The sequence below is a fragment of the Mesorhizobium sp. C264A genome (genome assembly GCF_040324515.1).
Classification (GTDB): domain Bacteria; phylum Pseudomonadota; class Alphaproteobacteria; order Rhizobiales; family Rhizobiaceae; genus Mesorhizobium.
Genome location: NZ_JAMYVY010000001.1, coordinates 1689377 through 1714546, shown reverse-complemented (window position 1 = coordinate 1714546; position 25170 = coordinate 1689377). Strand labels below are relative to the sequence as shown.

23 protein-coding genes and 2 pseudogenes are annotated in these 25170 nt (G+C 60.5%); 15 read left to right on the top strand and 10 right to left on the bottom strand.

Annotated features, from left to right (window positions below):
• Positions 1 to 252: 252 nt before the first annotated feature.
• The 3 genes from NKL04_RS08390 (at position 253) to NKL04_RS08380 (ending at position 4855) form a co-directional block, all read left to right on the top strand.
• Complete coding sequence (locus NKL04_RS08390; protein ID WP_023694804.1) at positions 253 to 1833, top strand: hypothetical protein; 1581 nt, start codon at positions 253 to 255, stop codon at positions 1831 to 1833.
• Between the two features lie 95 nt (positions 1834 to 1928).
• Positions 1929 to 3536 carry an ATP-binding cassette domain-containing protein gene (locus NKL04_RS08385; protein WP_198021028.1) on the top strand — a complete coding sequence of 536 codons (1608 nt, stop codon included), beginning with the start codon at positions 1929 to 1931 and terminating at the stop codon, positions 3534 to 3536.
• The gene (locus tag NKL04_RS08380) at positions 3533 to 4855 is read left to right on the top strand and encodes an HlyD family type I secretion periplasmic adaptor subunit (RefSeq protein WP_023701628.1); all 1323 of its coding nucleotides are present in this window, start codon (positions 3533 to 3535) and stop codon (positions 4853 to 4855) included. The genes NKL04_RS08385 and NKL04_RS08380 overlap by 4 nt, the downstream gene beginning before the upstream one ends.
• A gap of 428 nt (positions 4856 to 5283) precedes the next feature.
• On the opposite strand, the gene NKL04_RS08375 is transcribed toward NKL04_RS08380, so the two are convergent.
• Positions 5284 to 5643 carry a hypothetical protein gene (locus NKL04_RS08375; protein WP_156939188.1) on the bottom strand — a complete coding sequence of 120 codons (360 nt, stop codon included), beginning with the start codon at positions 5641 to 5643 and terminating at the stop codon, positions 5284 to 5286.
• A 391-nt stretch (positions 5644 to 6034) separates the two neighbouring features.
• Between NKL04_RS08375 and NKL04_RS08370 the strand changes: the two genes are divergently transcribed.
• A complete protein-coding gene (locus tag NKL04_RS08370) occupies positions 6035 to 6829 on the top strand; it encodes a hypothetical protein (protein ID WP_023701627.1) in 795 nt (264 codons plus the stop codon).
• 186 nt (positions 6830 to 7015) lie between these two features.
• Here the strand turns inward: NKL04_RS08370 and NKL04_RS08365 are convergent, their stop codons facing one another.
• From NKL04_RS08365 to NKL04_RS08355, 3 genes are all read right to left on the bottom strand, one after another.
• Complete coding sequence (locus NKL04_RS08365; protein WP_352723492.1) at positions 7016 to 8212, bottom strand: IS256 family transposase; 1197 nt, start codon at positions 8210 to 8212, stop codon at positions 7016 to 7018.
• 641 nt (positions 8213 to 8853) lie between these two features.
• Positions 8854 to 9102 (bottom strand): conjugal transfer protein TraD, encoded by a 249-nt coding sequence (locus NKL04_RS08360; RefSeq protein WP_023690718.1) that lies wholly within the window; start codon positions 9100 to 9102, stop codon positions 8854 to 8856.
• A 1-nt stretch (position 9103) separates the two neighbouring features.
• Positions 9104 to 9430 carry a conjugal transfer protein TraD gene (locus NKL04_RS08355; RefSeq protein ID WP_023690719.1) on the bottom strand — a complete coding sequence of 109 codons (327 nt, stop codon included), beginning with the start codon at positions 9428 to 9430 and terminating at the stop codon, positions 9104 to 9106.
• Positions 9431 to 9602: 172 nt separating this feature from the next.
• Here NKL04_RS08355 and traA point away from each other — a divergent pair.
• Together traA and NKL04_RS08345 are read left to right on the top strand one after the other, a co-directional pair.
• A pseudogene (gene traA, locus NKL04_RS08350) lies at positions 9603 to 12649 on the top strand (Ti-type conjugative transfer relaxase TraA).
• Positions 12650 to 12775: 126 nt separating this feature from the next.
• Complete coding sequence (locus NKL04_RS08345; protein ID WP_084567681.1) at positions 12776 to 13018, top strand: helix-turn-helix transcriptional regulator; 243 nt, start codon at positions 12776 to 12778, stop codon at positions 13016 to 13018.
• On the opposite strand, the gene NKL04_RS08340 is transcribed toward NKL04_RS08345, so the two are convergent.
• Positions 12970 to 13197: a helix-turn-helix domain-containing protein gene (locus tag NKL04_RS08340; protein WP_032997420.1), complete on the bottom strand. Its 228-nt coding sequence runs from the start codon at positions 13195 to 13197 to the stop codon at positions 12970 to 12972. The two genes, NKL04_RS08345 and NKL04_RS08340, sit on opposite strands and share 49 nt — an antisense overlap.
• 136 nt (positions 13198 to 13333) lie before the next feature.
• Between NKL04_RS08340 and NKL04_RS08335 the strand changes: the two genes are divergently transcribed.
• On the top strand, positions 13334 to 13675 hold the full coding sequence (locus NKL04_RS08335; RefSeq protein WP_023690722.1) for a hypothetical protein: 342 nt from the start codon (positions 13334 to 13336) through the stop codon (positions 13673 to 13675).
• A gap of 313 nt (positions 13676 to 13988) precedes the next feature.
• On the opposite strand, the gene NKL04_RS08330 is transcribed toward NKL04_RS08335, so the two are convergent.
• Positions 13989 to 14306 (bottom strand): recombinase family protein, encoded by a 318-nt coding sequence (locus tag NKL04_RS08330; RefSeq protein ID WP_245267091.1) that lies wholly within the window; start codon positions 14304 to 14306, stop codon positions 13989 to 13991.
• Between the two features lie 1332 nt (positions 14307 to 15638).
• Between NKL04_RS08330 and NKL04_RS08325 the strand changes: the two genes are divergently transcribed.
• The gene (locus NKL04_RS08325; RefSeq protein WP_031209668.1) at positions 15639 to 16019 is read left to right on the top strand and encodes a response regulator; all 381 of its coding nucleotides are present in this window, start codon (positions 15639 to 15641) and stop codon (positions 16017 to 16019) included.
• An 88-nt stretch (positions 16020 to 16107) separates the two neighbouring features.
• Positions 16108 to 16546 (top strand): annotated as a pseudogene (locus tag NKL04_RS08320) (helix-turn-helix domain-containing protein); the annotation flags it as partial.
• A 151-nt stretch (positions 16547 to 16697) separates the two neighbouring features.
• Here the strand turns inward: NKL04_RS08320 and NKL04_RS08315 are convergent.
• Positions 16698 to 17759, bottom strand: a complete 1062-nt coding sequence (locus NKL04_RS08315) for a tyrosine-type recombinase/integrase (RefSeq protein ID WP_023690728.1) — start codon at positions 17757 to 17759, stop codon at positions 16698 to 16700.
• A 115-nt stretch (positions 17760 to 17874) separates the two neighbouring features.
• Here NKL04_RS08315 and dusA point away from each other — a divergent pair, with 115 nt between their 5' ends.
• Positions 17875 to 18870, top strand: coding sequence for a tRNA dihydrouridine(20/20a) synthase DusA (gene dusA / locus NKL04_RS08310; RefSeq protein ID WP_023702273.1), 996 nt, complete (start codon positions 17875 to 17877; stop codon positions 18868 to 18870).
• Between the two features lie 5 nt (positions 18871 to 18875).
• On the opposite strand, the gene NKL04_RS08305 is transcribed toward dusA, so the two are convergent.
• Positions 18876 to 19580, bottom strand: a complete 705-nt coding sequence (locus NKL04_RS08305; RefSeq protein WP_023682479.1) for a TIGR02281 family clan AA aspartic protease — start codon at positions 19578 to 19580, stop codon at positions 18876 to 18878.
• A 13-nt stretch (positions 19581 to 19593) separates the two neighbouring features.
• Positions 19594 to 19827, bottom strand: coding sequence for a DUF1289 domain-containing protein (locus NKL04_RS08300; protein WP_023824914.1), 234 nt, complete (start codon positions 19825 to 19827; stop codon positions 19594 to 19596).
• A gap of 186 nt (positions 19828 to 20013) precedes the next feature.
• Between NKL04_RS08300 and NKL04_RS08295 the strand changes: the two genes are divergently transcribed.
• Positions 20014 to 21012 (top strand): nicotinate-nucleotide--dimethylbenzimidazole phosphoribosyltransferase, encoded by a 999-nt coding sequence (locus tag NKL04_RS08295; RefSeq protein ID WP_023682480.1) that lies wholly within the window; start codon positions 20014 to 20016, stop codon positions 21010 to 21012.
• Positions 21013 to 21021: 9 nt separating this feature from the next.
• Here the strand turns inward: NKL04_RS08295 and NKL04_RS08290 are convergent, their stop codons facing one another.
• The gene (locus tag NKL04_RS08290) at positions 21022 to 22545 is read right to left on the bottom strand and encodes a sensor histidine kinase (RefSeq protein ID WP_023682481.1); all 1524 of its coding nucleotides are present in this window, start codon (positions 22543 to 22545) and stop codon (positions 21022 to 21024) included.
• 75 nt (positions 22546 to 22620) lie between these two features.
• Between NKL04_RS08290 and NKL04_RS08285 the strand changes: the two genes are divergently transcribed.
• The 4 genes from NKL04_RS08285 to NKL04_RS08270 all read left to right on the top strand — a co-directional run bounded on the left by NKL04_RS08285 (position 22621) and on the right by NKL04_RS08270 (position 25147).
• Positions 22621 to 23244: a thermonuclease family protein gene (locus NKL04_RS08285; RefSeq protein ID WP_023682482.1), complete on the top strand. Its 624-nt coding sequence runs from the start codon at positions 22621 to 22623 to the stop codon at positions 23242 to 23244.
• A gap of 39 nt (positions 23245 to 23283) precedes the next feature.
• Positions 23284 to 23895: a glutathione S-transferase gene (locus NKL04_RS08280; protein WP_023682483.1), complete on the top strand. Its 612-nt coding sequence runs from the start codon at positions 23284 to 23286 to the stop codon at positions 23893 to 23895.
• Positions 23895 to 24512: a uracil-DNA glycosylase family protein gene (locus NKL04_RS08275; protein WP_023682484.1), complete on the top strand. Its 618-nt coding sequence runs from the start codon at positions 23895 to 23897 to the stop codon at positions 24510 to 24512. Before NKL04_RS08280 ends, NKL04_RS08275 begins: the two co-directional genes overlap by 1 nt.
• Positions 24513 to 24655: 143 nt before the next feature.
• Complete coding sequence (locus NKL04_RS08270) at positions 24656 to 25147, top strand: Lrp/AsnC family transcriptional regulator (protein WP_023669013.1); 492 nt, start codon at positions 24656 to 24658, stop codon at positions 25145 to 25147.
• Positions 25148 to 25170 lie beyond the last annotated feature (23 nt).

The following is a 25170-nucleotide window of genomic DNA, read 5'->3' as shown; positions in this document are numbered from 1 at the left end:
CTATAGCCATACATTTTGCCCCCGAATTAACCTTCCGTCTGCTCTACGAAAGGTTCCTGCCTCCATCGCTTGCGCGCAACCCTCAGTTATATTATGGTTAGCTAATGGTTAAGGCAACAAAAAAATAAAGGGAGGTTGGAGCCAGAGGAAAACAAATCTTAAATTAAGTTTTAAATAAAAAGACTCGAACTGCGTAATTGAAGTAGTGTTGGGGTGGGTATCATGTCTGTTTGTAGAATTCAGCGCGGGCGCATGAAGAAAGCCAAGCGTTCGTTCGCGACTCGCCGGGTCGCGGCCTCGCACATGCGCACGTTGATCACAGGTTCCTTGCAGCCGACCGCAGGCGATCTTGTCCTGGCTCGTGTGGACAAACTCGGCAATCACAGCAGATTGGAGCTGATCAACGGGAGAAAGGCGATCATGTTTCCCGGCGATGAGATAATCATTTGTTATGGAAACAGATACGCACCGGACCAGTTCGAAGCTGTTATTGGCCCTGATCTCGGACCATGTGACCTAGTGGCGGGGGGGGGCATCGCAGCGTGTGAGCTTTCCAGACATGATCGCATGATTGCGCCAACAAAGATCACCCCTCTCGGACTGATCGGGGACAAGTTCGGTCGCCGATTGAATGTTTGGGATTACAAGGTCAGCTCCGACGACCTTCGCCCCTCTCTGCCGATTGTCCTGTCGCTGGGAACATCCATGAACGCGGGAAAGACATTGACGGCGACGTCGTTGGTAAGAGGTTTCAAAAGAGCAGGGCTTAAGGTTGCCGCGCTGAAGATTACCGGAACCGGGTCCGGTGGCGACACCTGGATTGTGCGCGATGCGGGCGCTGACATCGTTCTTGATTTCACCGACGCCGGGTTTGCAACCACCTATCTTGCCTCGGTGGAAATGATCGAAAAGGGCGCTTTCCGCCTGCTGAACCATGCTGCCGAAAATGGATGCGACGTTGCTGTCATCGAGATTGCCGACGGGCTGCAGCAGAAGGAAACGTCCGAGTTAATTCTGGCGGAATCATTTCGCAGCATGGCTCTTGGCACGATATTCGCGTCCTACGACGCGATGGGTGCAAAGTATGGAGTGGATACGTTGCGCGCTGCCGGCCACAAGGTGCTGGCCATCAGCGGCAGACTTGGCCGATCCCCGCTTGGCGTGAGAGAGGCTGAGGAAGCTACCGGGCTGCATTGCTATTCCCCGTGGGATCTCCAGGATGGCGCGCTCGGTCCTGTGTTTAGGGCCCGCGCTGCGGACAAACTGTCCAATGGGCAGAGCAACAACCCGTACCTGCGGCGCATTGCGGCATCGTCGGAGGCAGCCATGCCGGTCGGCGTGGATCGAGCCCATTCTCACCAACTCCGGATTGATTTCTTGGCAAAGGTCGCGCGCGAGTTGATTGTAGCCGAACTTGGAGAAGTAAATGCCAATGGCAGCCTGGCGACGTGGCCCAGTCCATTCGGAAGCATCTTGGTCACTCTGCCTGAGCGGCCTTCCCAGGGTTCTATCCCCACATTCATGTCGGTGCAGGCGCCCACGGAACTAGTAGAGGCAGCAGTGCTGGCAAAAAGCCGCGGTGCCCTCAAGTCGTCGCTCTGCGGCATCTTGCAGGCCCTCGGCTGCGCTCCGCTCCCGGCTGCCCGGATGTCCTACCTGCTGAATGAAACCTGGTCAATGTTTGAGGCGGCCGATCATCACGACAGACCTCTGCAAAACGCACTTGAGGCGCCGCCGTTGGATGCTCATGATGACATTGATGCGGTGATCATGAATTTCTCTGGCCTCTTCAATGAGCATTCTGATCAGCACGCTCCCCTTGGACGCGCGTGAAAGACGGTGTCCCGATGAACACACGAGGCAGGCGTCGGTATAGCGGCCCCCTCAGCGAAATGTGGAGAAAGTCGATACCCGGCCTTGCGGCTCTGGTGGTATTCAGCGTGTTTATCAATGTTTTGCGCTTTGCCGGCCCGCTCTATCTCATACAGATATTCGACCGGGTCATCTCGAGCCGCAGCGTTGAAACCCTTGTCATCCTGACCCTGGCTGCCTTGCTCGCCCTGGTAGCCGGCGTCGCACTGGAAACCATTCGCCGTCGCATGCTTTCGCGTTGGAGCGTATGGATCGAGCACCAGTTGACCAGCCAGTCCGTGAAAGCCGGATTGACGTCAGGTGTCGCCAATCCGCCGCTGCTGGCCAGCATCGAGAAAGTCGCGGGCTTTATTGAGCGCGGGCTATCTCCCTGGTTGGACGTGGTTTGGGCGCCGATTTTCCTGTTGTGTGTGTACTTCATCCATCCGGTTCTCTTCCTGATCGCAATAGCAGCCACACTTTTGCTGATTGGCTTGGGCCTGTTGAAAGAAAATTTCACGCGAGAGCCCCGCCAGGCGGAACGTGATGCCGTCAAGCAGGCAAAAGAGGTGTTGGTCTCGGCGGATAGGCATAGAGACGTTGTCAGCGCGTTCGCAATGGCGGATGCGATCGCTGGTCGCTGGGGCAGGAACCGAGTGGACGGCTTCTTGCAACGAGACCGGCTCAACGCCCGCGGATCGAGCCTCGATGCTGCGATCCGGGTGCTGAACCGGAGCCTTTACATTATTCTGCTGGCCTCCGGCATATGGCTGTTCCTGAACGATCAAGCGTCGCTCGGCGGCCTGTTTGCAGCCCGACTCATTGCCAATTTTGCCTACAGGATGGTGGGCAAGGCGGTTGGAGAGTTCAGAGGCTTCAGGGAAGCGCGGGAAGGATATGCAAAGATCAAGGCGGACCTTGCCAAGCCGTCGGACGGAGGCCCGTCGTTGCTGCCTGGAACTCCGCGCGGCACATTAATTCTTGATGAAGTGGCGTTCAGGCACGCGGGATCGCGAGAAGACGTATTCAGGAAACTGTCGCTGTCGCTGGCGCCAGGCGAGTTGCTATTGGTCATCGGGCGCGCAGCTACCGGCAAGACAACGCTTTCCCGTCTCCTGATAGGTTTGCTCAAGCCACGGACCGGACAGGTCCGCCTGGGAGACATGAACGTCACCCGGCTTCCGGATTATATTAGAGCCGAGGCTATTGGCTATTTGCCACAGCAGGTCGAACTGTTCGAGGGAACCGTCGCCCAGAATATTGCCCGGTTTCAACAAAGCTCTATAGACGATGTGGTTTCTGCGGCAAAAATAGCGGGAATCCACCAGGTTATTATTCGCCTAGGCCAGGGCTATGACACCGTGCTTGACGACACGGTCGGACTGTCCGGCAGCGAACGGAAACGAATTGCACTTGCAAGGGCGCTGTTTCGCGCACCGAGACTTATCGTTCTGGACGAGCCTTTCGCCAATTTTGACAGCTCATCGAGAAGGGCGCTTGAAGCGGCGGTGAAAGTCATGAAGGAGTCTGGATGCTCGGTAATCATTACAATGTCGGGACAAACCAACCGTCTTGCCGGATTGATCGACCGGACGCTGATCCTGGGCGGCCGAACGCCTGAGCTCTCCGATCCCACGGAGCGCCCGGTTCGTCCTCAGAAAACTGAGTTGCGGAGCGTCAAGTGACAGTCCCGCTCGCCGTTGACGCCAAACAAGCTGGAGACGATCCTGCGCCCTTTGGTAACAACTTCATTGTTCTCGGTTTCGCGATAATCGCAATTTTTTCGACCCTGACCGGCATGTGGCTTGTTGCGGCTCCAATCCAGGGCGCCATTGTGGCCAATGGGTTGGTGGAGGTAGCCTCAAACGTAAAGACAGTGCAACATCTCGAAGGTGGGATTGTATCCGAGATATTGGTTCAGGAGGGCGATCGCGTATCGCCAAGTCAGGTCCTGGTACGGCTGCAGAGCACTGCTTCTACGGCCGCTGCGAACGAGATCAAGGCGCAATGGTACGAGGCGAAAGCTACCGAGGCACGGTTGATCGCCGAGAGAGACGGCAAGGACTCAATCGAGATTCCGCCAGAGTTAAAGGAGCCCGGTAAAATGGCGGCCGAGGCTGTTTCCGGCCAGGAGAGTATCTTTCGAACACGTCAGACCCTGCTTCGTGAGAGACTTTCCTTGCTGCAGCAAACGACCGGAAGCCTGCATAAGGAGATAGAGGGCTATGAAGGGCAGGTGGTGGCGGCCACACGGAAACTGGAGTTGATCGAGGAGCAGCTGGGCGATGTTCGTGCCCTGTATCAAAAAAAACTGGTGGTAAGGACGCGCCTGACAGATTTGGAGACTGAAAAGGCGGATGTGGGAGGCGACCTGAGCGGCTATATCGCGTCGATTGGCGTTGCCAGGCAAAAAATGGAGGAGACGAAGTTCAAGGTTGCTGAACTTAACGCATCCACGGCGGCCGACATTGTCGCTGAGCTTGGGGTGGTGCGTGCCAAGATATATGAATCCGCTCAACGAATAGCCGCCGCCGATGACGTGATGACAAGAACCGAGATCCGCGCTCCCATCGGAGGCACCATAGTGGGGCTCAAGATTCACACCATTGGCGGGGTAATAGCAGCAGGCGATCCTCTGATGGATATCGTGCCCATCGACGACAACTTCGTCGTGATTGCCAACGTGGACCCGCTTGACGTCGACCAGGTGAAAGTGGGGCTGCACGCGACCATCTGGCTCAGCGCGGTGGGCAGGCGGTATCAGCAGCCCATGAACGGTGATGTCCGCACCCTTTCAGCAGACCGGCTGGTCGATCCGCGCACTGGCAAGGCATTTTATGCAGCTCGCATCGCTCTGACACCTCAGTCCCTGAAGGCGACGCCCGTGGCATTGCAAGCCGGAATGAACACACAAGTGATGATCGAGACTGGAGCGAGGTCAGCATGGGAATATCTTAGCGCTCCGGTCTACGCTGCCATGGGTCGGGCTCTGCGCGAACAATAGGATTGGCTATCGGGGCAGCCGTCTTTGGGGTGGATTGTTAGCGGTGCGCAAGCTCAGCGCCTCCACATCTCAAAAGATAGCGTGCACCTGCTGGGGTGAGAGAAGAGCCCATAAGCGCCAACTTTACACCAAGACGACAAAAATCCTCACCCGCGTCACTGAAATCATTCGTCACGTCTGCGACCCACCAAGACGGCGCAAAAGCCAATCCGCCGACGAAGCCCGCGGCAATGAGGGTCATCGGCTGCAGCCTGTTGGAGCAGCGGCGCTGATTGCCCGCCTTGCCGCCTTCTGGGCCTTTTGCGTGGCCTTCTCATCCTTGCGCTTGACGATGAGCCTTGTCTGCAAGGGCGGCTTGCCTCGTCCCTTGCGACCCGAATGCTCCACGAGCACGTTCATCTCGCAAACCTCACCAGGCCCGCATGGGCTCATAGATGGCGTTCCAGTCGGCCCGTTGCCCGTCGTGTGGTCAGCCGAACACTGGTCCAGCCCGTGCGCACGATGAAGTCGGCACCCGCCGACACCACCTTTTCAAGGGATGGAGCGCGGGCGTAGGCGCGATCGCCAACAACAATGTCGCCTTGGCGTAGCGGAACACGCAAGAAGCTTTCACCCCCGCGCACGTCGCTGATCTCCAGATGCGTGAAGCGTGCGAGCGCCGGTTCGTAGGTGGCATGCAGCCGCCAGTCCGTCCAGGCAATGGCGGATAATGGCAGTGGACTTATGGTTCTATTCGGCATTGCAGTGGGCGGCGGCTGGCCGCTTCGCGCCTCCAATGCGTCACTCATGCTGCGGCCACAATTTCCTGAAGCTGCTGAACCGCCAATGCTGGTCGTGATAGGAAGGTTCAGTTTGGCAGCGCGTCTCGCTGTTCTTTCGATATCGGCAGCAGACTCTTCGCTGCTCGGAATCATGAGTCAGGATTAGGTTTGTGACGTCTTCCAAGGTCAAGTTTCGGAAGCCCCGTTTGCAGACGCCCGATTTTTCGGCAAAGGTTGTGCTTAAGCTCGGCCAGCGCTCAGCGTATCGATGCTCTAATCCTGAATGTGATTCACTGACCATTGGTCCGAATCCAGAGGACATGAAAGCGACTATTGTTGGCGAGGGTGCTCACATCTACGGCGCAAGACGGGGGCAAGCTCGTACCGTGAAGAAATGACTGATGCCGCAAGGGCGACCATGAGCAACGGCATCTGGCTATGCGTGATGTGCCACACGGTGATCGACAAAGAGGAGCGCAACTACTCTCCAGACTTGCTCTTCCACTGGCGCAACTCCCACGAGGCTAAAATTACGGCTGAACGCGGTAAACCAAAGGAACTGATTAGGCTGCGCGAGGAGGAGCGGCAAATGAATGACTTCGCCGACGTTTCACTATTTGCTCAGCAGATCATCAGGGACAAACCGCCGGGCTGGGAATATCAACTCACAGCTGAAGCGCTCGACAACCTGTTCACGCCGATTCTCCGTCGGTGGAAGGGCCTCCACGCAGGCTCCTACACGAAAGCCGTGGGGCAGCAGAAGCCGGACCATTACTTGAGGTGGGTGGGAGCCCAGATTCCCGAACTGCCGAAGATAGCGGAATCGTTGGGGGACCTCATCAACAACCGCTTGAAGGAAGCGTGGGGCGCTAGGGGGTGCCAGGAGACCCAAAAGGAAATTGTACACGTCTGTCGAATGATCACCGCTCGGGCTACGCGGCTGCTCGAATGGGATGAGGCAATGCATTTTGTAACGCCTGCGAAGGGTTTCGAGATTCCGAAACATTTGTCAAAAGGCGTCGCGGTGGTGATGGAGAAAATCCCAGAGATATCTTCTTTTCTCCGCTCCATTTTCCATGAGGGTAAGGCGATCCCCGGCACCTATACAAGGACCATCACCTTCGACCTTTCCGACGACTTTGACACGGGGCTGGAGGATGCGATGGAAGCGGGTCGATTGGCTTACGAGAAGCGCGGGCGTAGGTGGACGTAGTCAAGTCAGTGGTTGGTTTGAGAGCACGAATTGATCCAACCCCCGAGGTTCTGAGCCAGCTTTTAGCTGACCGTGAACATCTTCTTCAGTCGCAGCTTTTCAAATCCGGATAGCGGAAAGATCGATCCGACGGGTAAGAGGGTTGTGTGCGTCAAGTTCTGCAAAATGGGGCGGCCATGATGCTGGTCATGCGGCTTGGCGCAGAGCGAGCTTCTTGTGCTCGCGCAGCTCGTCCATGTTGATGTATCGGTTGGCCTCCATCCAGTTTTCATTGGTCTCGACGGCCAACGCCCTGACCAGGCGCAGGCAGCTTTCGGTATTGGGGAAGATGCGCACGACATAGGTGCGCCGGCGGATTTCCTCGTTGAGCCGCTCCAGCATGTTGGTGGATTTGAGATGCTTGTGGTGCTGTCTCGGCAGCCTGAAGAAGGTCAGGGTTTGTTCGATGGCATCCTCGGCCCAGCCTGTCAGGCGCGGATAGCGTGCCGACCATTTGGCAAGCCATGCGGCAAGATCAGCCCTGGCCTCTGCGAGATCGCGCCGGTCGTAGAGCCAGCGCAATTCCTGCAGGCAGTCGTCGCCGTGCTTCCTCGGCAGATGATCGAGCGCGTTCCTGAGGAAGTGCACGTAGCAGCGTTGCCAGGCGGCTTCGGGGATCACCTCGCCGATCGCTGCCACCAGGCCGGCGTGATCGTCGGACACAACCAACTCGACGCCCTTGAGGCCGCGCGCCTTGAGGCCGACGAGGAAGTCCCTCCAGGCCGAGCGGCTCTCGCGATTGGCCATCTCCACGGCCAGGATCTGGCGCCTTCCGTCCCAGTCGATACCGACCGCGATCAGCACCGCCTGGCTCATGACAACACCGGCTTCACGCACCTTCTCGTAGCGCGCATCGAGGATGAGGTAAGGAAACGGCTCTTGAAGGGGGCGCCTGGCAAAGGCAGCGAGGCTCTCGTCCAGCCGCTTGTTGATGGCCGAGATCGACGAGGCCGAGAAGGCATGGCCGCACAGTTCTTCCGTGATCGCCTTCACCTTGCGGGTCGACACGCCCTGCACATACATCTCCGCCAGTGTCGCCACCAAGGCCCGCTCGGAACGCTGGTAGCGCTCGAACAGCTCGGTGGAGAAGCGCCCGGCCCGGTCCTGCGGAACCCGCAGCTCGAGCTTGCCGACCCGCGTCACAAGGGTACGGCCGTAATAGCCCGAGCGATAGCCAAGCCGTTCGGGCGTGCGCTCGCTCTTCGAGGCACCCAGCGCCTCGTCCATCTCGGCCTCAAGCACCTCCTGTATCACCGCACGGAGCACTTCGTGCAATCCATCCGGGTTCGAAAGCAAAATGTCTTTGACGGCAGCGCTGGCGGTCTTAACTTCAGTCTTGGTCATGGTGGCGTTCCTTCGCGGGAATCAGGTGACGTGAACAATCACCAGCCTGCCATGACCGCCCCCTCTCAGCGAATTTGCAGAACTCTCAGCACACTACCGGTATGAGTTGCGAGGTGTCTAGGCAGCGTACTTCTTCATTCGGTCGGACCACATGTTGGCTGCAACGTTATTTGGCAACCCTTACCACTGAAGCGTGCAGGTTCCGAAAATGGGATTTGGCTCTGTTAGAACTGCGGCAAGCTGATCGATTCTGATCCCGCTTATCACACTGTAGAGCTTCTCAGGGACTGGAAACGGAGAGCGCACGATCAGGCGTTTGTGGAGCTTTCGATTGGGCGGCTGGCGGCCGCTGCCAATCCGGCGTCGGAAGGCGGCGACACTCAGGTTTGGACCGCAGCGGCGGCCGATTTGGCAAAGTTCAAGAGATTGGAGACTTCCCCAAGCAACCGATCGCGGTAAGCCTCGCGATCCAAGGCCATGATCGCGGCGGACTGGTAACACCCGAGAGTTTGGCAGCCGGCCTGGCGATCGAGCGCGAGCTGCTGATCGCAGCCCCTCCCGGTACGGGAAAGTCAACCGCAATGCTCCAGATCGCGGAGGCGCTGGTTGCGACGCCGACGTTCGTTCCAAGCATCGTTCCACTAAACGAGAGGTCGGTCGACATCTTCATGCCGCTCCGCATCGAATGCGTGCTTTCCCTTCGCAGTCCACAGGTCGCGCGCATGCTCACCTTCATGGCTTTGCAGCTTTGCCGCTATCCAGAGTAGCGCGCCGTAGATGGTAGCGCGATCGTCATTGGTCAGATCGACGATGCCTGCCTTGACGACAAGACCGCCGAGTTCAATCAGATGCCGGGTGCGCTTGCGGCGTTCGACCTGCCACGTGCTCATGTCATGCCGAGCCCGTGCCGCTTGCTGTCGATTGTGTGCTGCCCGGTTGCGTTGGAGCGCTGCGAGGGTTGCGCTGAGATGCCGGAGCAGCTCGTCGTGGCCGGCTCTCGAAAAACGTTGCCCCACGCTTGGCCCATGCCTCACGCTTTGCGGTGTCTTTCGTTTCTGCGATCGCGACCAGGGCCCCAGCGAGTTGGTCGGTGCTGAGCTGATCGGCGCCGGTAGTGAGCACCAGCTCACCAAGCTGCTGGACTTTTCGCGTCTTGAGCTCTCGCGCTTTTTCTTCCAGCGCCTTCAGTTCGGCGTCGAAGTCCCTTGGTTTGCGCATGGTTGTCTCCATCGGTTGTCGATCTCTGGATGATAGTTGAGCGTCTGCCGGAAGACTTCAGGCTTGCCAGGACAGCCCGGGACGGGCTGGTCCATCCCGAGATTTTTTCGAGGGAGGGCGCGCTTATACGTCGTGCCGACGTGCGCTTTGACGTGCAAATGATCCTGTCGCGATGGCGATCTATCATCTTCACGTCAAGGTCATTGGCCGCAAGGCAGGCTCAAGCGCTGTCGCGTCAGCCGCCTACCGCTCGGCTTCGCGGTTACGTGACGAACGCATCGAACGTAGCCACGACTTCTCGGCCAAGCGCGGCGTCGTCCATTCCGAGGTGATGCTGCCGGAGGATGCGCCGGAGGCCTGGCGCGACCGCGAACGGCTGTGGAACGATGTCGAGGCGTTCGAGGTGCGCAAGGATGCCCAGCTTGCCCGCGAGGTCGAGTTTGCGCTCCCGCGTGAACTCAGCCAAGGGCAAGGCATCGAACTGGCGCGCGACTTTGTACAAGTCGAGTGTGTCAGCCGAGGCATGGTCGCCGATCTCAACGTGCACTGGGACAGGGCGGAGGATGGCAGCCCCAAGCCGCACGCTCATGTCATGCTCACCATGCGGTCCGCGGACGAGAACGGTTTTGGGTCAAAGGTTCGAGACTGGAATGCTACCCAGCTGGTCGGGCGCTGGCGCGAGCGATGGGCGGAGCTGGCCAATGAGCGTATGGCCGAACTCGACATCGACGCCCGCATCGATCATCGCAGTCTGGAGGCTCAGGGCATTTCACTGGAGCCGCAAACCCAGATTGGTGCACCGGCGCAACGCATCGAGGGCAGTGGCCTTGCTGCTGGCTACAGTGAAGCAGATCGCGCCGAACTGCATCGCGAGATCGCGCGCAACAATGGCGCGCGCATCATTGCCGATCCATCCGTGGCGCTCGATGCCATCACCCATCAGCAATCGACCTTCACCCGAAAGGACATTGCGAAGTTCTCGCATCGCCACAGCCACGGGATGGAACAGTTCAACGCGGTGATGGGTGCGATCAGCAACGCACCCGATCTGATTGAACTCGGTAAGGACGGATGCGGCGAATACCGTTTCACCACAAGGCAGATGATCGACACCGAGCAGCGCCTTCACCGCGCGGCGCATCGTATCGATCTGGACGAGCGCCACGCGGTGAGCGACGTACATCGCGAGGCAGCACTGGCGCGGGCCGCGCAACGCGGGCTTGTCCTTTCGGGCGAGCAAAGCGATGCGCTTGCGCACATCACCGATGGTCGCGGTCTTGGTGTCGTTGTCGGCTTTGCCGGAACGGGCAAGAGCGCCATGCTGGGCGTTGCGCGCCAGGCATGGGCGGCGGCGGGCTACGAGGTTCGAGGCGCGGCACTCTCCGGTATTGCCGCCGAGAATCTGGAAGGCGGATCAGGCATCCCGTCGCGCACAATCGCCAGTATGGAGCATAGCTGGGGACAGGGCCGCGATCTGCTCACCACCCGCGATGTGCTTGTGATCGATGAGGCCGGCATGGTCGGCACGCGCCAGTTGGAGCGCGTGCTTTCCCATGCGGCCAACGTTGGCGCAAAAGTCGTCCTGGTCGGCGATCCGCAGCAGTTGCAGGCAATCGAAGCCGGCGCCGCATTCCGCTCCATCCATGAGCGACACGGCGGCGTCGAAATCGGCCAGGTGCGCCGGCAGCGCCAGGACTGGCAGCGCGATGCCACGCGCAATCTGGCAACCGGCAGGATCAATGCTGCGATCAGCGCCTACGACGCGCAAGGCATGGTGCATGAGGCTGCAACGCGCGACGAAGCGCGATCTGAACTCGTCGAGCGCTGGGATCGCGACAGGCAGGCGCATCCAGAGGCAAGCCGGATCATTCTCACCCACACAAACGACGAGGTACGTGCACTCAACAACGCTGCACGCGAGCGCATGCGCATAGCAGGGAATCTCAGAGATGATGTTCCGATAAGCGTCGAACGAGGTGCAAGGGCCTTCGCCAGTGGCGACCGGGTCATGTTCCTGCGCAACGAGCGCGGGCTTGGCGTCAAGAACGGCACGCTGGGCATTGTGGAGGAAGTCAGCACACAAAGCATGACGGTTCGCGTCGACGATGGGAGATCGGTGCGGTTCGACCTGCAAGACTACGCGCACATCGATCACGGCTATGCTGCGACCATTCATAAGGCGCAGGGCATGACCGTCGACCGGACGCATGTGCTCGCAACACCGGGCATGGATGCGCATGGCAGCTACGTCGCACTGTCGCGGCATCGAGACAGGATGGAGCTGCATTATGGGGCCGATGACTTCGCGACCCGCGAACGTCTGGACCGTACGCTGTCACGCGACCGCGCCAAGGATATGGCGTCGGATTACGAGCAGATCGACCCGGCGCAGACCTATGCCGAGCGGCGCGGCATCACGTTCCGCGAGCGCGTGGTCGAGATCGTGCGCCGGATGGTTCCGGATAAGCTGCGGGACAGGATCGTTGGGTTGCTGGACGCATTGCGCTCACCCGGAGACGGCGAGCCTGTGCAGGAACGTGGCCTTGGGCCGGGAAGGGAAAATGTCGGGGCGCAGATCGGGAATGTCGGCGCCACGCCTGGAAGAGAAGCTTCTGCTGAGCGAGCGCAGCGCGACACGCAGGTGCCGGCGAACCCAGAAGCAGAAATGCGCCGAGCCCGCACCCAGGCGCTTGTTCGTCACGCGCGGGCTATCGACGCGATCCTGCGCAGCGGAGATGCGGACGGGCAGGGCAGTCCCGACCAGATGCGCGAATTGAGGGCTGCCCGTAACGCTTTCGAGAAGGTTCGACCGCATGGCTGGCGCGATGCCGAAGCGGCTTATGTGAAAAATCCCGAGTTGGTTCGCGAGGCGGGGCGGGCCGCGTCAGCAGTATCGTGCTTGCTCTCCAGCTTGAAACGGAAATCCGCACCCGGATAGACATCGATCCCGGTCGCCGCGCCGACCGGTTCGTGGAACGTTGGCAGAAGCTCGACCGTATGGGAGAGGAGCAATATCAGACAGGCGACATGTCCGGCTACAAGTCCACACGCTCGGTTATGTCCGATATGGCCAAGAGCCTTGAACGCGATCCTCAGCTGGAATCCCTACTGGCAAACCGCAAACGCGAGCTTGGCATCAATGTGGATTCGGGTCGTCGCTTAGGCGCGGAACTCGCGCTAAGCCATGGCATCGGTAAGGGGCGGGGCCTTGGGCTCTGACACCCCTCCGATTTGCCGCCGTTTTCACGCCGCAGACGGTTGAAGCGACAAACTGATTGCGTCCAGCGTTCGGTCCGTCCTGTCTGTCTCAGCAGAGATCAGTAAACCAGCGAGGTGCAGGCAGTTATGTCCGAACCGAATCGTATCATACGCCTCAAAACCGTCCTTGCACGGACCGGTCTGTCCCGTTCAACGATGTACCGAAAAATCGGCGAAGGCACGTTCCCGGCCCAAATCAAGATCAGCTTAAACGGTGCGGGATGGAGGGAATCAGAAATAAATCGATGGATCGAAAATCCCGTGGCATGGCGAACAGAACATCAGGGATTGCGGGACAAACGCACGCCCGGGCCGCCGCCATTCTCTTGAATGAACTCAATGCCGGCGCTTTCGAACGTGCTTCTTATCAGATCCACAGTCGATTGCTTCAACGCCTCGCCTCTTTCGAAGCGAACAATCGTCTGGGTGGATATTTTGGCTTCTTTTGAGAGGTCTAAAACGCCCCACCCTAATGCAGCCCGAGCCATACGGCACTGCACCGGATTCATGAAATCACCATCTTATGGTGATTTTGGTTGCCTAGATAATGCACTGTGTGTAGTCTCGGTTTCACTTGGCGGCCGGATGGGTGATGCAAACACCAATCCGGCCTGGCCACGCCAAAGCTGTCGAGGAGCTCGGATCATGGCTGATTCCGACAATACCACGACTTTGCCTTTCGTCACGACTAGTGGCCACGATCGGCAGACCGCAATCGCGCCTGGACATTTCGACGATGCGGACCCGGCTCTTGCGCTGCTCCAAGGCTGGTTGCGAGCACAGGATGTCTCGCATGTCCTTTGCCGACTTCAACAGCGTCTGGAGAGGCGCGTTCTCGACGCAGAGGCCCCGGACGCGATGCATAAGAAGGTCGGTTATGCTATCGCTTGCCAGGCGGAGGTCGAGGCCACGACTGCTGCCTTGAAGCTTCAAGACAAAATCCCCACGTACCGGCGGGGTCGCTTCTTGGCGTTGTCGCCAAGCTAGAAATCATCGCTGGCGCAGATCGTGACATCGACGATCCAACAGACTTCCCTGGCCGCATATTGCGTCTGTCCTTGCCGACTTGAAGAAAATCGCCGGGAGCCTGCCGCTTGACCGGCCTGAGAGATTCATCGTTCAAGCGGACTGTAGGCATTATCAAGCGATGGGGGCCGACTTCGTCGGCCTGCAAATGCAGGGCGCTAACCTACGTTTGGGGAAGGGGCCTGCGTTGGGACAACACGGACCGGAATGAACTCAGGTTTTGAAGGCGGCGGTGCGTCACTGAACGCGGTCTTAAGAGTAAAGCTAGGCCGATCTATCTCGTGCCGGTGCGCGATTCACGAAGCAATCTGGGACGAACGACCCGATTTGATGTCCGCAGCACCAGCTTGCCTGTCCGCGCGGTCGTGTCCAACGAGGCATCGTCCAGCACCTTGAAACCCACACCCTTCTTGTCGAGCGTCTTGACGATCTGGTGGAGGTGCGCAGCCGATCTCGCCAGCCGATCCACCTTGTTCACGACGACCACGTCACCCTCACGGGCAAACTCAAGCGCGTTCTCCAGCTCGGGTCGCGTTTCGTCTAAGCCGGACCGCTTCTCGCTGAAGACCTCCTCAGCGCCGGCAGCCGTCAGCTTCTCAAGTGGGTGTCGAGGTCGTGGCCGGAGGAGCTAACGCGGGCATAACCGACGATCATGACTGTTCACTTTCCTCCAAGAGTGTTGGTGCACATCACTTAGTGGACGATTAGTGGACATGTGAGGAGCAATGTTGACAAAGGTATAGGTTTGTGAACGTTCGGCGCAGGGCGGGGCTGTTCCGAATCGCTAGCGCAGCCAGCCCAAACCGCCAGTGAATGCCGCGCGCCGCAGACAATCGCGATGAAGGGCACTACGCAACCAGCGGTTCTGTCGCTCTTTTTTCGATCTTTGGTGACACCACCGACCTTCGTGTAATAGCCCATCCCGTGGCTAGTCGTGGTTCTAAACCCGCCATCAACTAGGGAGGTGTTTGTGCTCGATTTCGAGCCCTTTGATTTGTACGTGATTGACTTAAGCGCGCCATCTGCGCCGTAGTTGCGCGTAACGTTGCCGCTCTTTTTCCTGCGGCCCCGCTTCCCGTGTTTGATCGGCATTGTTCACCCCCGAGGCTGGAAGATGCACAGCGCGTTTGAGTGATCAATCGGGCCGGTCAGAACTTCCTTTGAAGGCTCCAAGGGGGTACGGGGGTCGGCGCGCGTGCCACTTATCCGATCACCCGCTCGGAAATTGCTCCAAATATTCCCGCCCATTTGCTTAATCCTAACTTACGGCGCATTGTCATACATGAAACAAAGCGAGCGGCATCTTACGGACCTCGCGAACGCCCAAAGGGACCTCTTCGTGCTATCGAAGGCTTTGCGCGCTCAATGCCAGGAAACGCGGACACAACTCGCAAAATCACGCCACGAACTTCGCGAGATGGTCCTTAAGGCGCGCGGCATGCACGTCCTTTCGAAATCGTCTGGCCACCGGGCCGTCGCCTCCGATAACAAAGAGCCTTAGCGCCTCGGGCAAGGGAACCAACTGGGACGCCTGCACGTTCGGGTTGCGACATTGGTAGATGGGCCGTGAGAGAGCTAAACAATGAACGGCGAGAGGCTATTTCGCGCCTCATTCGCAAGTGGATTAGGTCAGAGACTGTCCACCGCCACCTTCGCGACCTGCTGAAGCTACCTGTCGAGACAGAGCTGCCTAGGAGACACCTATCCCTGCTCGACGAGATCGAGGGGAAGCGCAACGGCAGATAGGCCGCATTGGGCGTCAGCAACCTACCGGATTGTACGAAAAACTCATCGGTGGCTTGCAGCCAAAAAAGCTCTTGACAGCGTACCTAAGTAGAAGTCGATTTCCGATTCGTCGCCGGCTGATGTTGCGGTGCTGGCGAGTAGGAAGGTCTTCAACTTCCGCCCTCATGAGGGAATGACGATGGACAGCCAATCGTTGGTGTCGGTTGTCGTTTTGGAGGACGAGGCGCTTATTGCGCTCGACGTTGAACAGTCATTGTGTGATGCCGGCTTCAATGTCTTGGCAGTCCTGTCATTTTGCTCCGAGGCTCTTCGGTGGCTGCAATCGAACTCCCCCGATGTAGCCGTCCTTGATATCGAGCTGAATGATGGAAGCTGCGAGGCCGTGGCTAGGCTCCTTCACGAGCGAAACATCCCGTTTGTTGTCCATTCGGGAAGCGCGTTCGATCCTCGCTACTGCGACCCGATCTTTCAAAAGGGAACGTGGGTGTCGAAGCCCGCTGGGGACGGTGATGTGGCTAATGCAGTGGCCGCTTGTGTCAGAGGAGGGTCCGCCGCATGACGGTTATGGCACTCAATTGGTTCACCCAGCAGTCCGCATTAGGGAACCCCTAGGTCTCCGCTACAACGTCTCCTCGGTCGAGGCAGCCGGCGCGGGCATGAGCGATGTGTGCCGCGAGTTCGGCATCTCGCGCAAGACCGGCTACAAGATCTTCAGAGGACGGGCTGGATGCGCTCACCGACCGCTCGCGGCGGCCGGTGCGCTACGCCAACCAGCTTCCCGACCAGATCGAGCGGCTGATCGTGGAGAGCAAGCGGGAGAAGCCGCACTGGCGTGCCAGGAAGATACGCGAGCTGCTGGTGCGCAGGCTGGCCGGCGACGTCCGCATCCCGGCCAGGAGCACCGTTCATGCCGTGCTCGATCGCCACGGCCTTGTGAGCCAGGCCCGCAAGAGGAACCGAGCGAACAAGGCCGTGGGCACGCAACTGTCCCAGGCGGTTGTGCCCAACGATCTGTGGTGCGCCGACTTCAAGGGCGAGTTCAAGCTCGGCAACCGCCAATACTGTTACCCCCTGACGGAATCGAACCGCCGACCTTCGGTTTACAAAACCGTAGGTCGTTTTACCGGCCGAAGTGATCGAGGCTCTGCTTCGTCGCTGCGCGATTGTAGCCGCGGCCATCCATCGGAGGCGTTCAACGCCGCCCGAGATTGCGGACTGATACCGGCAATCGCGTCAACTACGCAGCCTTCGCCGCTTGGATAGTGTGGAGCATTTCCGGCTTGAGGTGCGTATAGCGCCGCAACATCTTCCAATCCTTGTGCCCCGTGACCAGCGCTACCTGTTCGATTGTGAACCCAGCTTCAAAAAGGCGGCTCGTTCCTTCGTGCCGCAAGTCGTGAAAATGAAGATCGTGGATGTCCAGGTCAGCGCACCCTAGACGGAAGGCGGTGCCGACTGACCTATGATTGAATGGGAAAATTCGATCATCGTCATTGCTTCGCTTGGCCAGTCGGTCCTCGACAATGGCCCATGCGTCGTACCCAGTTGCCGCGAACAAGGGTATGCGTTGATTGTTCCCGTTTTTGTTTCGCGGGTCTTTCCGGTCACGGATGAGAAGCATCCGCGTGCGGGCGTCCATGTCGGACCACCGCGCCTTGCAGATTTCCTCCTGGCGCATCGCCGTTGCGACGGCGAAACGTATTATCTGGCCAACCGGCGCTATTTGACGAGGATTTGCATCGAAGTGGGCGATGAGCCTGTCGAGTTCTTCCTGTGTCGGTCGTCTATCTCGCTGTTGGCCTTTGCCAACGAGACCGAGCCTCGTTAGAGCGACACGCGCGAAATCAACCGGTTCGACCTTGACGGGCAGGCCGTGGACCGCAGCGGCGTGAGTAAGGACAAGTTTTATAAAGCCGATGTCGATACCGAGGGTCATCGGTCCGGCACCTTGGGCGGCGCGGTCACGACCAAAACGAATGAGCCGTTCGCGATCGAGCGCTGCTAGGTTGCACTTCCCCAAATGCCGTTGGAGCATATCGAGGGCCGCGGCCTTGGAGCGGCGAGGGGACTTGCCTACATCGCACATGTCATCGATATGAAGGTCTATCAGTTCGCCGAAGGTTTTGAGGCGCGCTATGCGGGACTTGGTCGGCGTCTCACCTCGATCGACCTGGCGCTCGGTTTCGGTGGCCCAACGCCGGGCGTCGTCTCGGCGCAGGAAGGTCTCGCTGACGTAGCGACCTTTGCGACGGACTTGGACGCGCCAGGAACCGGATGAGAGCTTCGTGTAGGTGGCCATTTTTTCGTGTGCGCTCCGTGTGCACTGAGAGATCGAAACGTGGCGAAAAGGGTCGTATTCTGGCGTAAATTCGTGTGCACTCGGCAGGTACTAACGATTTGATGTTAAAGAAAAAATGCTGAAAAATCAAGATGGTAGAGTGGCCGTGGCCCCGATGATGGACTGGACCGACCGGCATTGCCGGTTCTTCCACCGCCAGTTGACGCAGCGTGCGCTGCTCTACACCGAAATGGTGGTGGCCGACGCTGTCATCCATGGTGCGCGCGAGCGGCTGCTTGGTTTTGACGAGACCGAACATCCGGTGGCACTGCAGCTCGGCGGCTCCGATCCGCAAAAGCTGGCCGAGGCGGCGCGCATCGGCGAGGGCTTCGGTTACGACGAGATCAATCTCAATGTCGGCTGTCCGTCCGACCGCGTCCAGTCCGGCACGTTCGGCGCCTGCCTGATGAAAGTGCCTGACCTCGTCGCCGATTGTGTGGCGGCGATGAAGGCGGCGGTGACAATCCCGGTGACGGTCAAATGCCGCATCGGCGTCGACGAGCAGAATCCGGAGCCCGCGCTCGACGCGCTGGCCGACGGCGTCTTCGCGGCCGGCGCCGACGCGCTGTGGGTGCATGCGCGCAAGGCCTGGCTGGAGGGTCTGAGCCCGAAGGAAAATCGCGACATCCCGCCGCTCGACTATGACAGGGTCTATCGCCTCAAGGCGGGAAAATCGAACAAATTCATCGGCATCAATGGCGGCGTTCAATCGCTCGAAGAGGCGGCTCGCCACCTCGATCATGTCGATGGCGCCATGCTTGGCCGCGCCGCCTACCACACGCCAGGCATCCTGGCCGGCGTCGACGCGGCATTCTACGGCGGCAAGGCCGGCGCCTACGATTTTGCCGCGCTGATCCACACGATGGCCGACTATGCGGCGCGGCATATCGAGCAGGGCGGGCGGCTCGGCCACGTCACTCGCCACATGGTCGGGCTGTTCCACGGCCTGCCGGGCGCGCGCCGCTTCCGGCAGATACTGTCCACCGACGCGACGAAACCCGGCGCCGGACCGGATGTGCTGAAGGCAGCGTTCGCTGCCGTCGATTTCGACCGTGTTGAAAAGGCCGCTTAAGCAGTTCAGTCGCGCAGAATCATCCGGTTGCCGCGCACGTCGAAACCCGACAGCGAACCGATGAAATTCATGCCGAGCAGGCTCTGGCTGAGCGCGCCGGGCGCGGCGACCATGACCTGCATGTTCTTGCGCACGATGCCGCCGATCGCCAGTTCGTCGGTGCGCACCGAAGCGGCGCGCGCCATGCCATTGGCGGTCGAGACCGGGACGGTGAAGCTCAGCGCGGCCGGATTGAAGCCGGCGGCCTGCGCGTCTTCGGCGGTGAGCACTGTACTGGTCGCGCCGGTATCGACGACGGTGCGGATCGGTGCGCCGTTGATCGTGATGCGGGCCTCGAAATGGCCGCTGTCGGCCTTGTCCAGGGTCACGGTGGCATGGCCGTCCTCGACGCCGAGCGCCAGCGGGCTGCCGGGAACGAGGCCCGCCGTCACCCGGCTGGCGAAATCCTGCAACTCGTAGCGGTACTGGTAGCCGGCGACGAGCGCCAACACGATCACGGCCCACGTGCCGAGACTGCGGGCCATGACGCCCAGCGGCCTGCCGGACCGGACAAGGCCGGCGCTGACCAGCAAGCCGATCGCCCCCAGCCAGACCAGACGGCTGAAATCGTAATTCTCGATGCCGAACGTGCTGCCGGCGTCGTTGTTGATCATCAGCAGCACCAGCCCGAGGCCGATTGCCGCCATCACGATCCAGAACAGTCGGTTCATTGGACCTGCCGTTTCAAGAGAGGACGTCGCGCTCGCGCGCCATGCGGCTGCGGCGTGTTTCCCGGCGCGGCCGGCGCTCGACCGTTTCCAATCGGGCCGGCAACTCGGCCATGACGCTGCGGCGTACCTCCGGCGTCATCCCCATCCAGGCGCCGATTTCATCGCGCGTGCGGCCACAGCCGAAGCAGAAGCCGGTTTTCATGTCGATCGAACAGACCAGGATGCACGGGGATTCGATGGCCGTCATGACTTTCTCTTGAAGGTTCCTTCCGGAATCCCTCGTTTCATCTCCACATGGTGCAACGGCAAAGCCAATGCAAGCCCTTCGGAATGCGGCGCGGGCAACCGCTTTCGCGCCAATATCGAGGGGAGTTGTGCCGGCCGGGCAAGGCGGTTATGCCGCTGATCAATCCCAGGGATGATCAGGACCGACATGACCAGCGCGCTGCCCTTCGACGACTTTCGCAATCTGCTGGCGAGCCTGCCGCCTGCCGATACAGTCGCGGAAAACAGGGTGCGCACCCTGTTTTCCAAGGCCGACAAGCCGAAAGCCTCGCTTGGACGTATCGAGGACATCGCCGCCTGGCTTGCTGTCTGGAGCGGGCGCGCCCCGCCGGCGGTGAACCGGCCCCTGGTGGCGATCTTCGCCGGTAACCATGGCGTGACCCGCCACGGCATCTCGCCGCGCCCTGTCGCTGCGACCGCAAACGCCGTTGAGCTGTGCGCCGCCGGCGGTGCGGCAATCAACCAGATCTGCGTCGCCAACAATCTTGGCCTCAAGGTGTTCGATCTGGCGCTGCACATTGCGACCGCCGACATCACCGAGGACGCCGCCCTCGACGAACGCGGCTGCGCCGCCACCATGGCCTTCGGCATGGAAGCCATCGCCGGTGGCGCCGATCTGATTTGCCTCGGCGATCTCGGCGTCGGCAACTCAACCGTTGCGGCGGCCTTGTGCGCCGCCCTGTTCGGTGGCAGCGGCGCCGACTGGGTCGGCCCCGGCTCCGGTGCGGACGCGGCCATGCAGGCGCGCAAGGCTAATGTAATCGATAAAGCCGTCGCCTTCCATGGTGCGGCTCTTAAGGACCCGTTGGAAGCACTGCGCCGGGTCGGTGGCCGCGAGTTTGCGGCGATTGCCGGCGCCATCCTCGCCGCCCGGATGCAAAAAATCCCGGTGCTGCTCGATGGCTTCGCCGCGACCGCCGCCGCTGCCGTGCTGCATGCCGCCAACCCAGGTGCGCTCGATCATTGCCTGCTGGCCAGTCTGTCGCCGGAGCCCGGCCAAAGGCTTGCCGCTGAGCGGCTCGGCCTCAGGCCGCTGTTCGATCTCGGCATCAGCCACGGCGAAGGGGCAGGGGCCGCCCTTGCCGCCGGTCTGGTCAAGGCGGCGGCGCTTACCAGTTCGGGCATGGCGGCGGCGGTCAAAGCCTAGAACAAGCTGTCAGCGTCGGCGAGCCGCCGCGACCGCCTTTGTCGGCAGCGCCGGCAGTTCCTCCATCACTCGGGCGAGCGGGAAGATGGCGATTGCCTCGGTGCCTTCGCGCAATTTCGACTGAAGTTCGAATTCGCCGCCATGCATGGCGAGCAGGCCCTGCACGATCGGCAGTCCGAGCCCGGTGCCCTGTTCGGCGCTCTTGATGGCGATCGAGCCCTGGCCGAAGGCGGACAGCACGATCGGGATTTCGTCTTCCGGTATGCCCGGCCCATTGTCCTTGACCGAAATGTACTGGCCGCCGCCCGCCGTCCAGCCGACGCGCACGCGAACTTCGCCGCCGGTGGCGGTGAATTTGATGGCGTTGGACAGGAGGTTGAGCGTGATCTGCCGCACCGCGCGCTCGTCGGCGAACAGCCGCGGCAGGGCACTTTCGAAATCCTGGACGATGCGGATGTCCTTATTGCGCGCCTTCAATTCCATCATGTGGCAGCAATCTTCGGCGATGTTGAGCAGCATCACCGGCTCTTCGTTGAGCTGATAGCGGCCGGCCTCGATGCGCGACAGATCAAGGATTTCGTTGATCAGGTCGAGCAGATGCTGGCCGGAATCGTGCACGTCGCGGGCGTAGTCGCGATAGGTCGGATTGCTCATCGGCCCGAGCACTTCATTGGCCATCACCTCGGAAAACCCGAGAATGGCGTTGAGGGGCGTCCTCAGCTCATGGCTCATCGAAGCAAGGAAGCGCGACTTCGCCAGATTGGCGTCTTCGGCCCGCCGACGAGCTTCGTCCGACATCGATTTCGCTGTCTCCACCTCTGCTAGCAGCGCGTCCTTTTCGGAGCGGAAGGACAGAAGTATCAGCGACGAGCGGTTGAGATGGCGCGCGATATAGGCAAAGAACGGCAATGCCGCGACCAGCAGGGCGACCATGATCGTCCCGACCGGCACCCAAAATTTCGTTTCGGCATAGGCATAGACCGCCACCGGAACGACGAAGGTGGCAAGCAGCGAGCCGCGCAAGGACGACGCCATGATAGCGGTGGTCGCCATGGCCAGCAGCAGCACCACCGCCTTGGCCACCTGGAACTGGTCGATCTGGCAGGTGGCGCAGCCGAGCCAGGCGAACCACGCCCAGCCGAGGCCGCACAGCGAATGGCCGATCAGAAAATCCCTGCGGGTGCGAACAGGGTTGAGCTCGGCAGCTTCGGTGCGGCCGACGCGCCGCGCCATGAAGGCGACGATCGAATAGCAGATCAGGGTGAACAGCGCCCAGACGCTGATCTGTTTGTCCACACCGGCCAGCAGCCCGGCCGCCGCGACCGCCAACACCAGCAGTGGGATGACGGCTGCGCCGCCCACCATGGTCCCGGCGTGCAGCTTCAGCAGCTCGCGGTCGAAGTCGAGATTGCCGACCTGCTGCGAAAGACGGTCGCGCGTCTTGCGCACCGCGCGCGCCACATCGCTGTTGCGGTGCGGTTTCCGGCGGTCCACAATGAATTTATCCGCTGTGTTCGAGCGTAGCAGAGGCATGGAAACTTCGATTTATGCGCGCAGCGATCTCAATTCGTTAAGCTACGTTCGAATGATTAAGAGACTGTTTGCCATATGAGCCGTTCGTGGTCGCCAAGGCCGCGCCGGCGATACTATCCGCCGCCGCCGCGAAGCCTGTGGCGCAAGCTGCTGGACTACGCGCTGACGGTCATTCTGCTCGGCCTGCTGATCCTGCTCGCCGCACGCCTCGACCGTTTCGAGACGCGCAAGGCGCAAGGGGCGGCGATCGTCAACGATGGCGATTCACTCACTCTTGGCACCGAACGTATCCGCATGCGCGGCATCGACGCTCCGGAATACCAGCAGATCTGCCGTAGGGATGGCGCGGACTATGCTTGCGGCAGGCTGGCGCGCCAGGCGCTGGTGCGGCTGATATCAGGCAATCCGGTGACCTGCAGCGGCTGGCAGCGCGACCGCTACGGCCGCCTGCTCGGCGATTGCAAGGCCGGTGGAAAGGATCTCAACCGGGCCCAGGTTGAGGCCGGCTGGGCAATTGCCTATGGCGATTTCGACACCGAGCAGGCCATTGCCCGCGCCGGCAAGGTTGGCATCTGGGCCGGCACGTTCGATCAGCCGCAAGACTGGCGCGAAAGCCACCACGGCGGCCCGCTCGAAAGAAAGCACGGCACCCTGGCTTCGGTCGGTGACGCCTTGCGAGAGATGTTTCGCTTCTGGTGACGAGCACTATAGTTGAAGGACCAGATCGGGAGGATAAGCATGAAACTGTTCGACGGCGGCCGCGCCCCCAATCCGCGGCGCGTGCGGGTTTTCCTCGCCGAAAAGGGCATCGCAGTGCCGCTGGTGCCGGTCGACATGGGTGCGATGGGGCACAAGCAGGAGCCGGTCAGGTCGCGCAACCCGCTGCAGCGGCTGCCGGTGCTCGAGCTCGACGACGGTACCATCCTCACCGAATCCGTCGCCATCTGCCGCTATTTCGAGGAACTGCATCCCGAACCGGCGCTGTTCGGGCAAGGCGCGCTCGGCAAGGCCAAGGTCGAGATGTGGCAAAGGCGCATGGAGTTCAATCTGCTCAGCTGCGTCGCCCAGGCTTTTCGCCACATCCATCCGGCGATGAAGGAATGGGAAATTCCGCAGATCCCCGAATGGGGCGAGGCCAACAAGGCGAAAGCGGTTGAATTCCTGAAACTGCTCGAGCCCGAACTGGCAAACCGCGAATTCGCCGCCGGCGACGCCTATTCGATCGCCGATATCACCGGCATGATCGCCATGGATTTCATGAAACCGGCGCGCATCAAAGTGCCGGACGAGTGCACCAACGTGCTGCGCTGGTACAGCGCCGTCTCCAGCCGTCCGAGCGCTTCCGCCTGATGGAGGCGGAACTCGAACGCTTGACGGCAAAGGTCCGCGCCTGCCGCATCTGCGTCGACACTCCGGTCGGCAGGCCACTGCCGCACGAGCCGCGCCCGGTGCTGCTGCCATCATCCAGCGCCCGCATCCTGCTCGCCGGCCAGGCGCCAGGCACAAAGGTGCATTTGTCGGGCATGCCGTTCACCGACGCCTCCGGCGACCGCTTGCGAAGCTGGCTGGGCGTGACAAGCGAGGAATTCTACGACACGGATAAATTCGCCATCGTGCCAATGGGGTTCTGCTTCCCCGGCCAGGACGCCAAGGGCGGCGACCTGCCGCCGCGCCGAGAATGCGCGCTGGCCTGGCGCGCGCCGCTGATGGCGCTGATGCCGCAGATCGACCTCGTTTTGACAATCGGCTCCTACGCGCAATCCTGGCATATGGGCGCCACGCGCCGGCCGTCGCTGACCGAAACCGTGAAGGACTGGCGCACCATCTGGGATGCGCCGGCCAGCCTGAAAGTGCTGCCGCTGCCACACCCGTCATGGCGCAACTCAGGATGGCTGAAGCAGAATCCATGGTTTGAAATGGATTTGCTGCCGTTTCTGAGATCGGAAATCCGCTATCGCATAGATTAGACTTTAAGCAAGATATCACTCGCTTTTGTGCCATCCGGCAGAATTTCTTTCTTGTGAAAGGTCGAAATAAGAGGGAGTATAGCCAATCTATTCCCAAAGCGCGTCGCGCTCGAGGGAACGCGGCCTGCACCAGGAGCACCTCAATGGATCGCCTCGACAGAAAAATTCTCCGCCTCCTGCAGGAGGACGCGACGCTCGCGGTTGCCGATGTCGCCAAGAAAGTCGGCCTGTCGACGACGCCGTGCTGGCGCCGCATCCAGAAGCTGGAGGAAGAGGGAGTCATCAAGCGGCGCGTCGCCATTCTCGACCACGAAAAGGTCAATGTGCGCGTCACCGTCTTCGTGTCGATCCGCACCAATTCGCACAGCCATGAATGGCTGCGGCGTTTCTCGGAAGTCATCCAGGAATTTCCCGAGGTGGTCGAATTCTACCGCATGAGCGGCGACGTCGATTATCTCTTGCGCGTCGTGGTGCCCGATATCGCCGCCTATGACGCCTTCTACAAGCGGCTGATCGCCAAGATCGAGATCCGCGACGTATCGTCGTCCTTCGCCATGGAGCAGATCAAGTACACGACCGAAATGCCGCTCGACTACATGCTGCTGGACAAGGAATCCGGCGCCAACGCGGCCTGAGCGCGGTTGTCCGTGACTGGGCG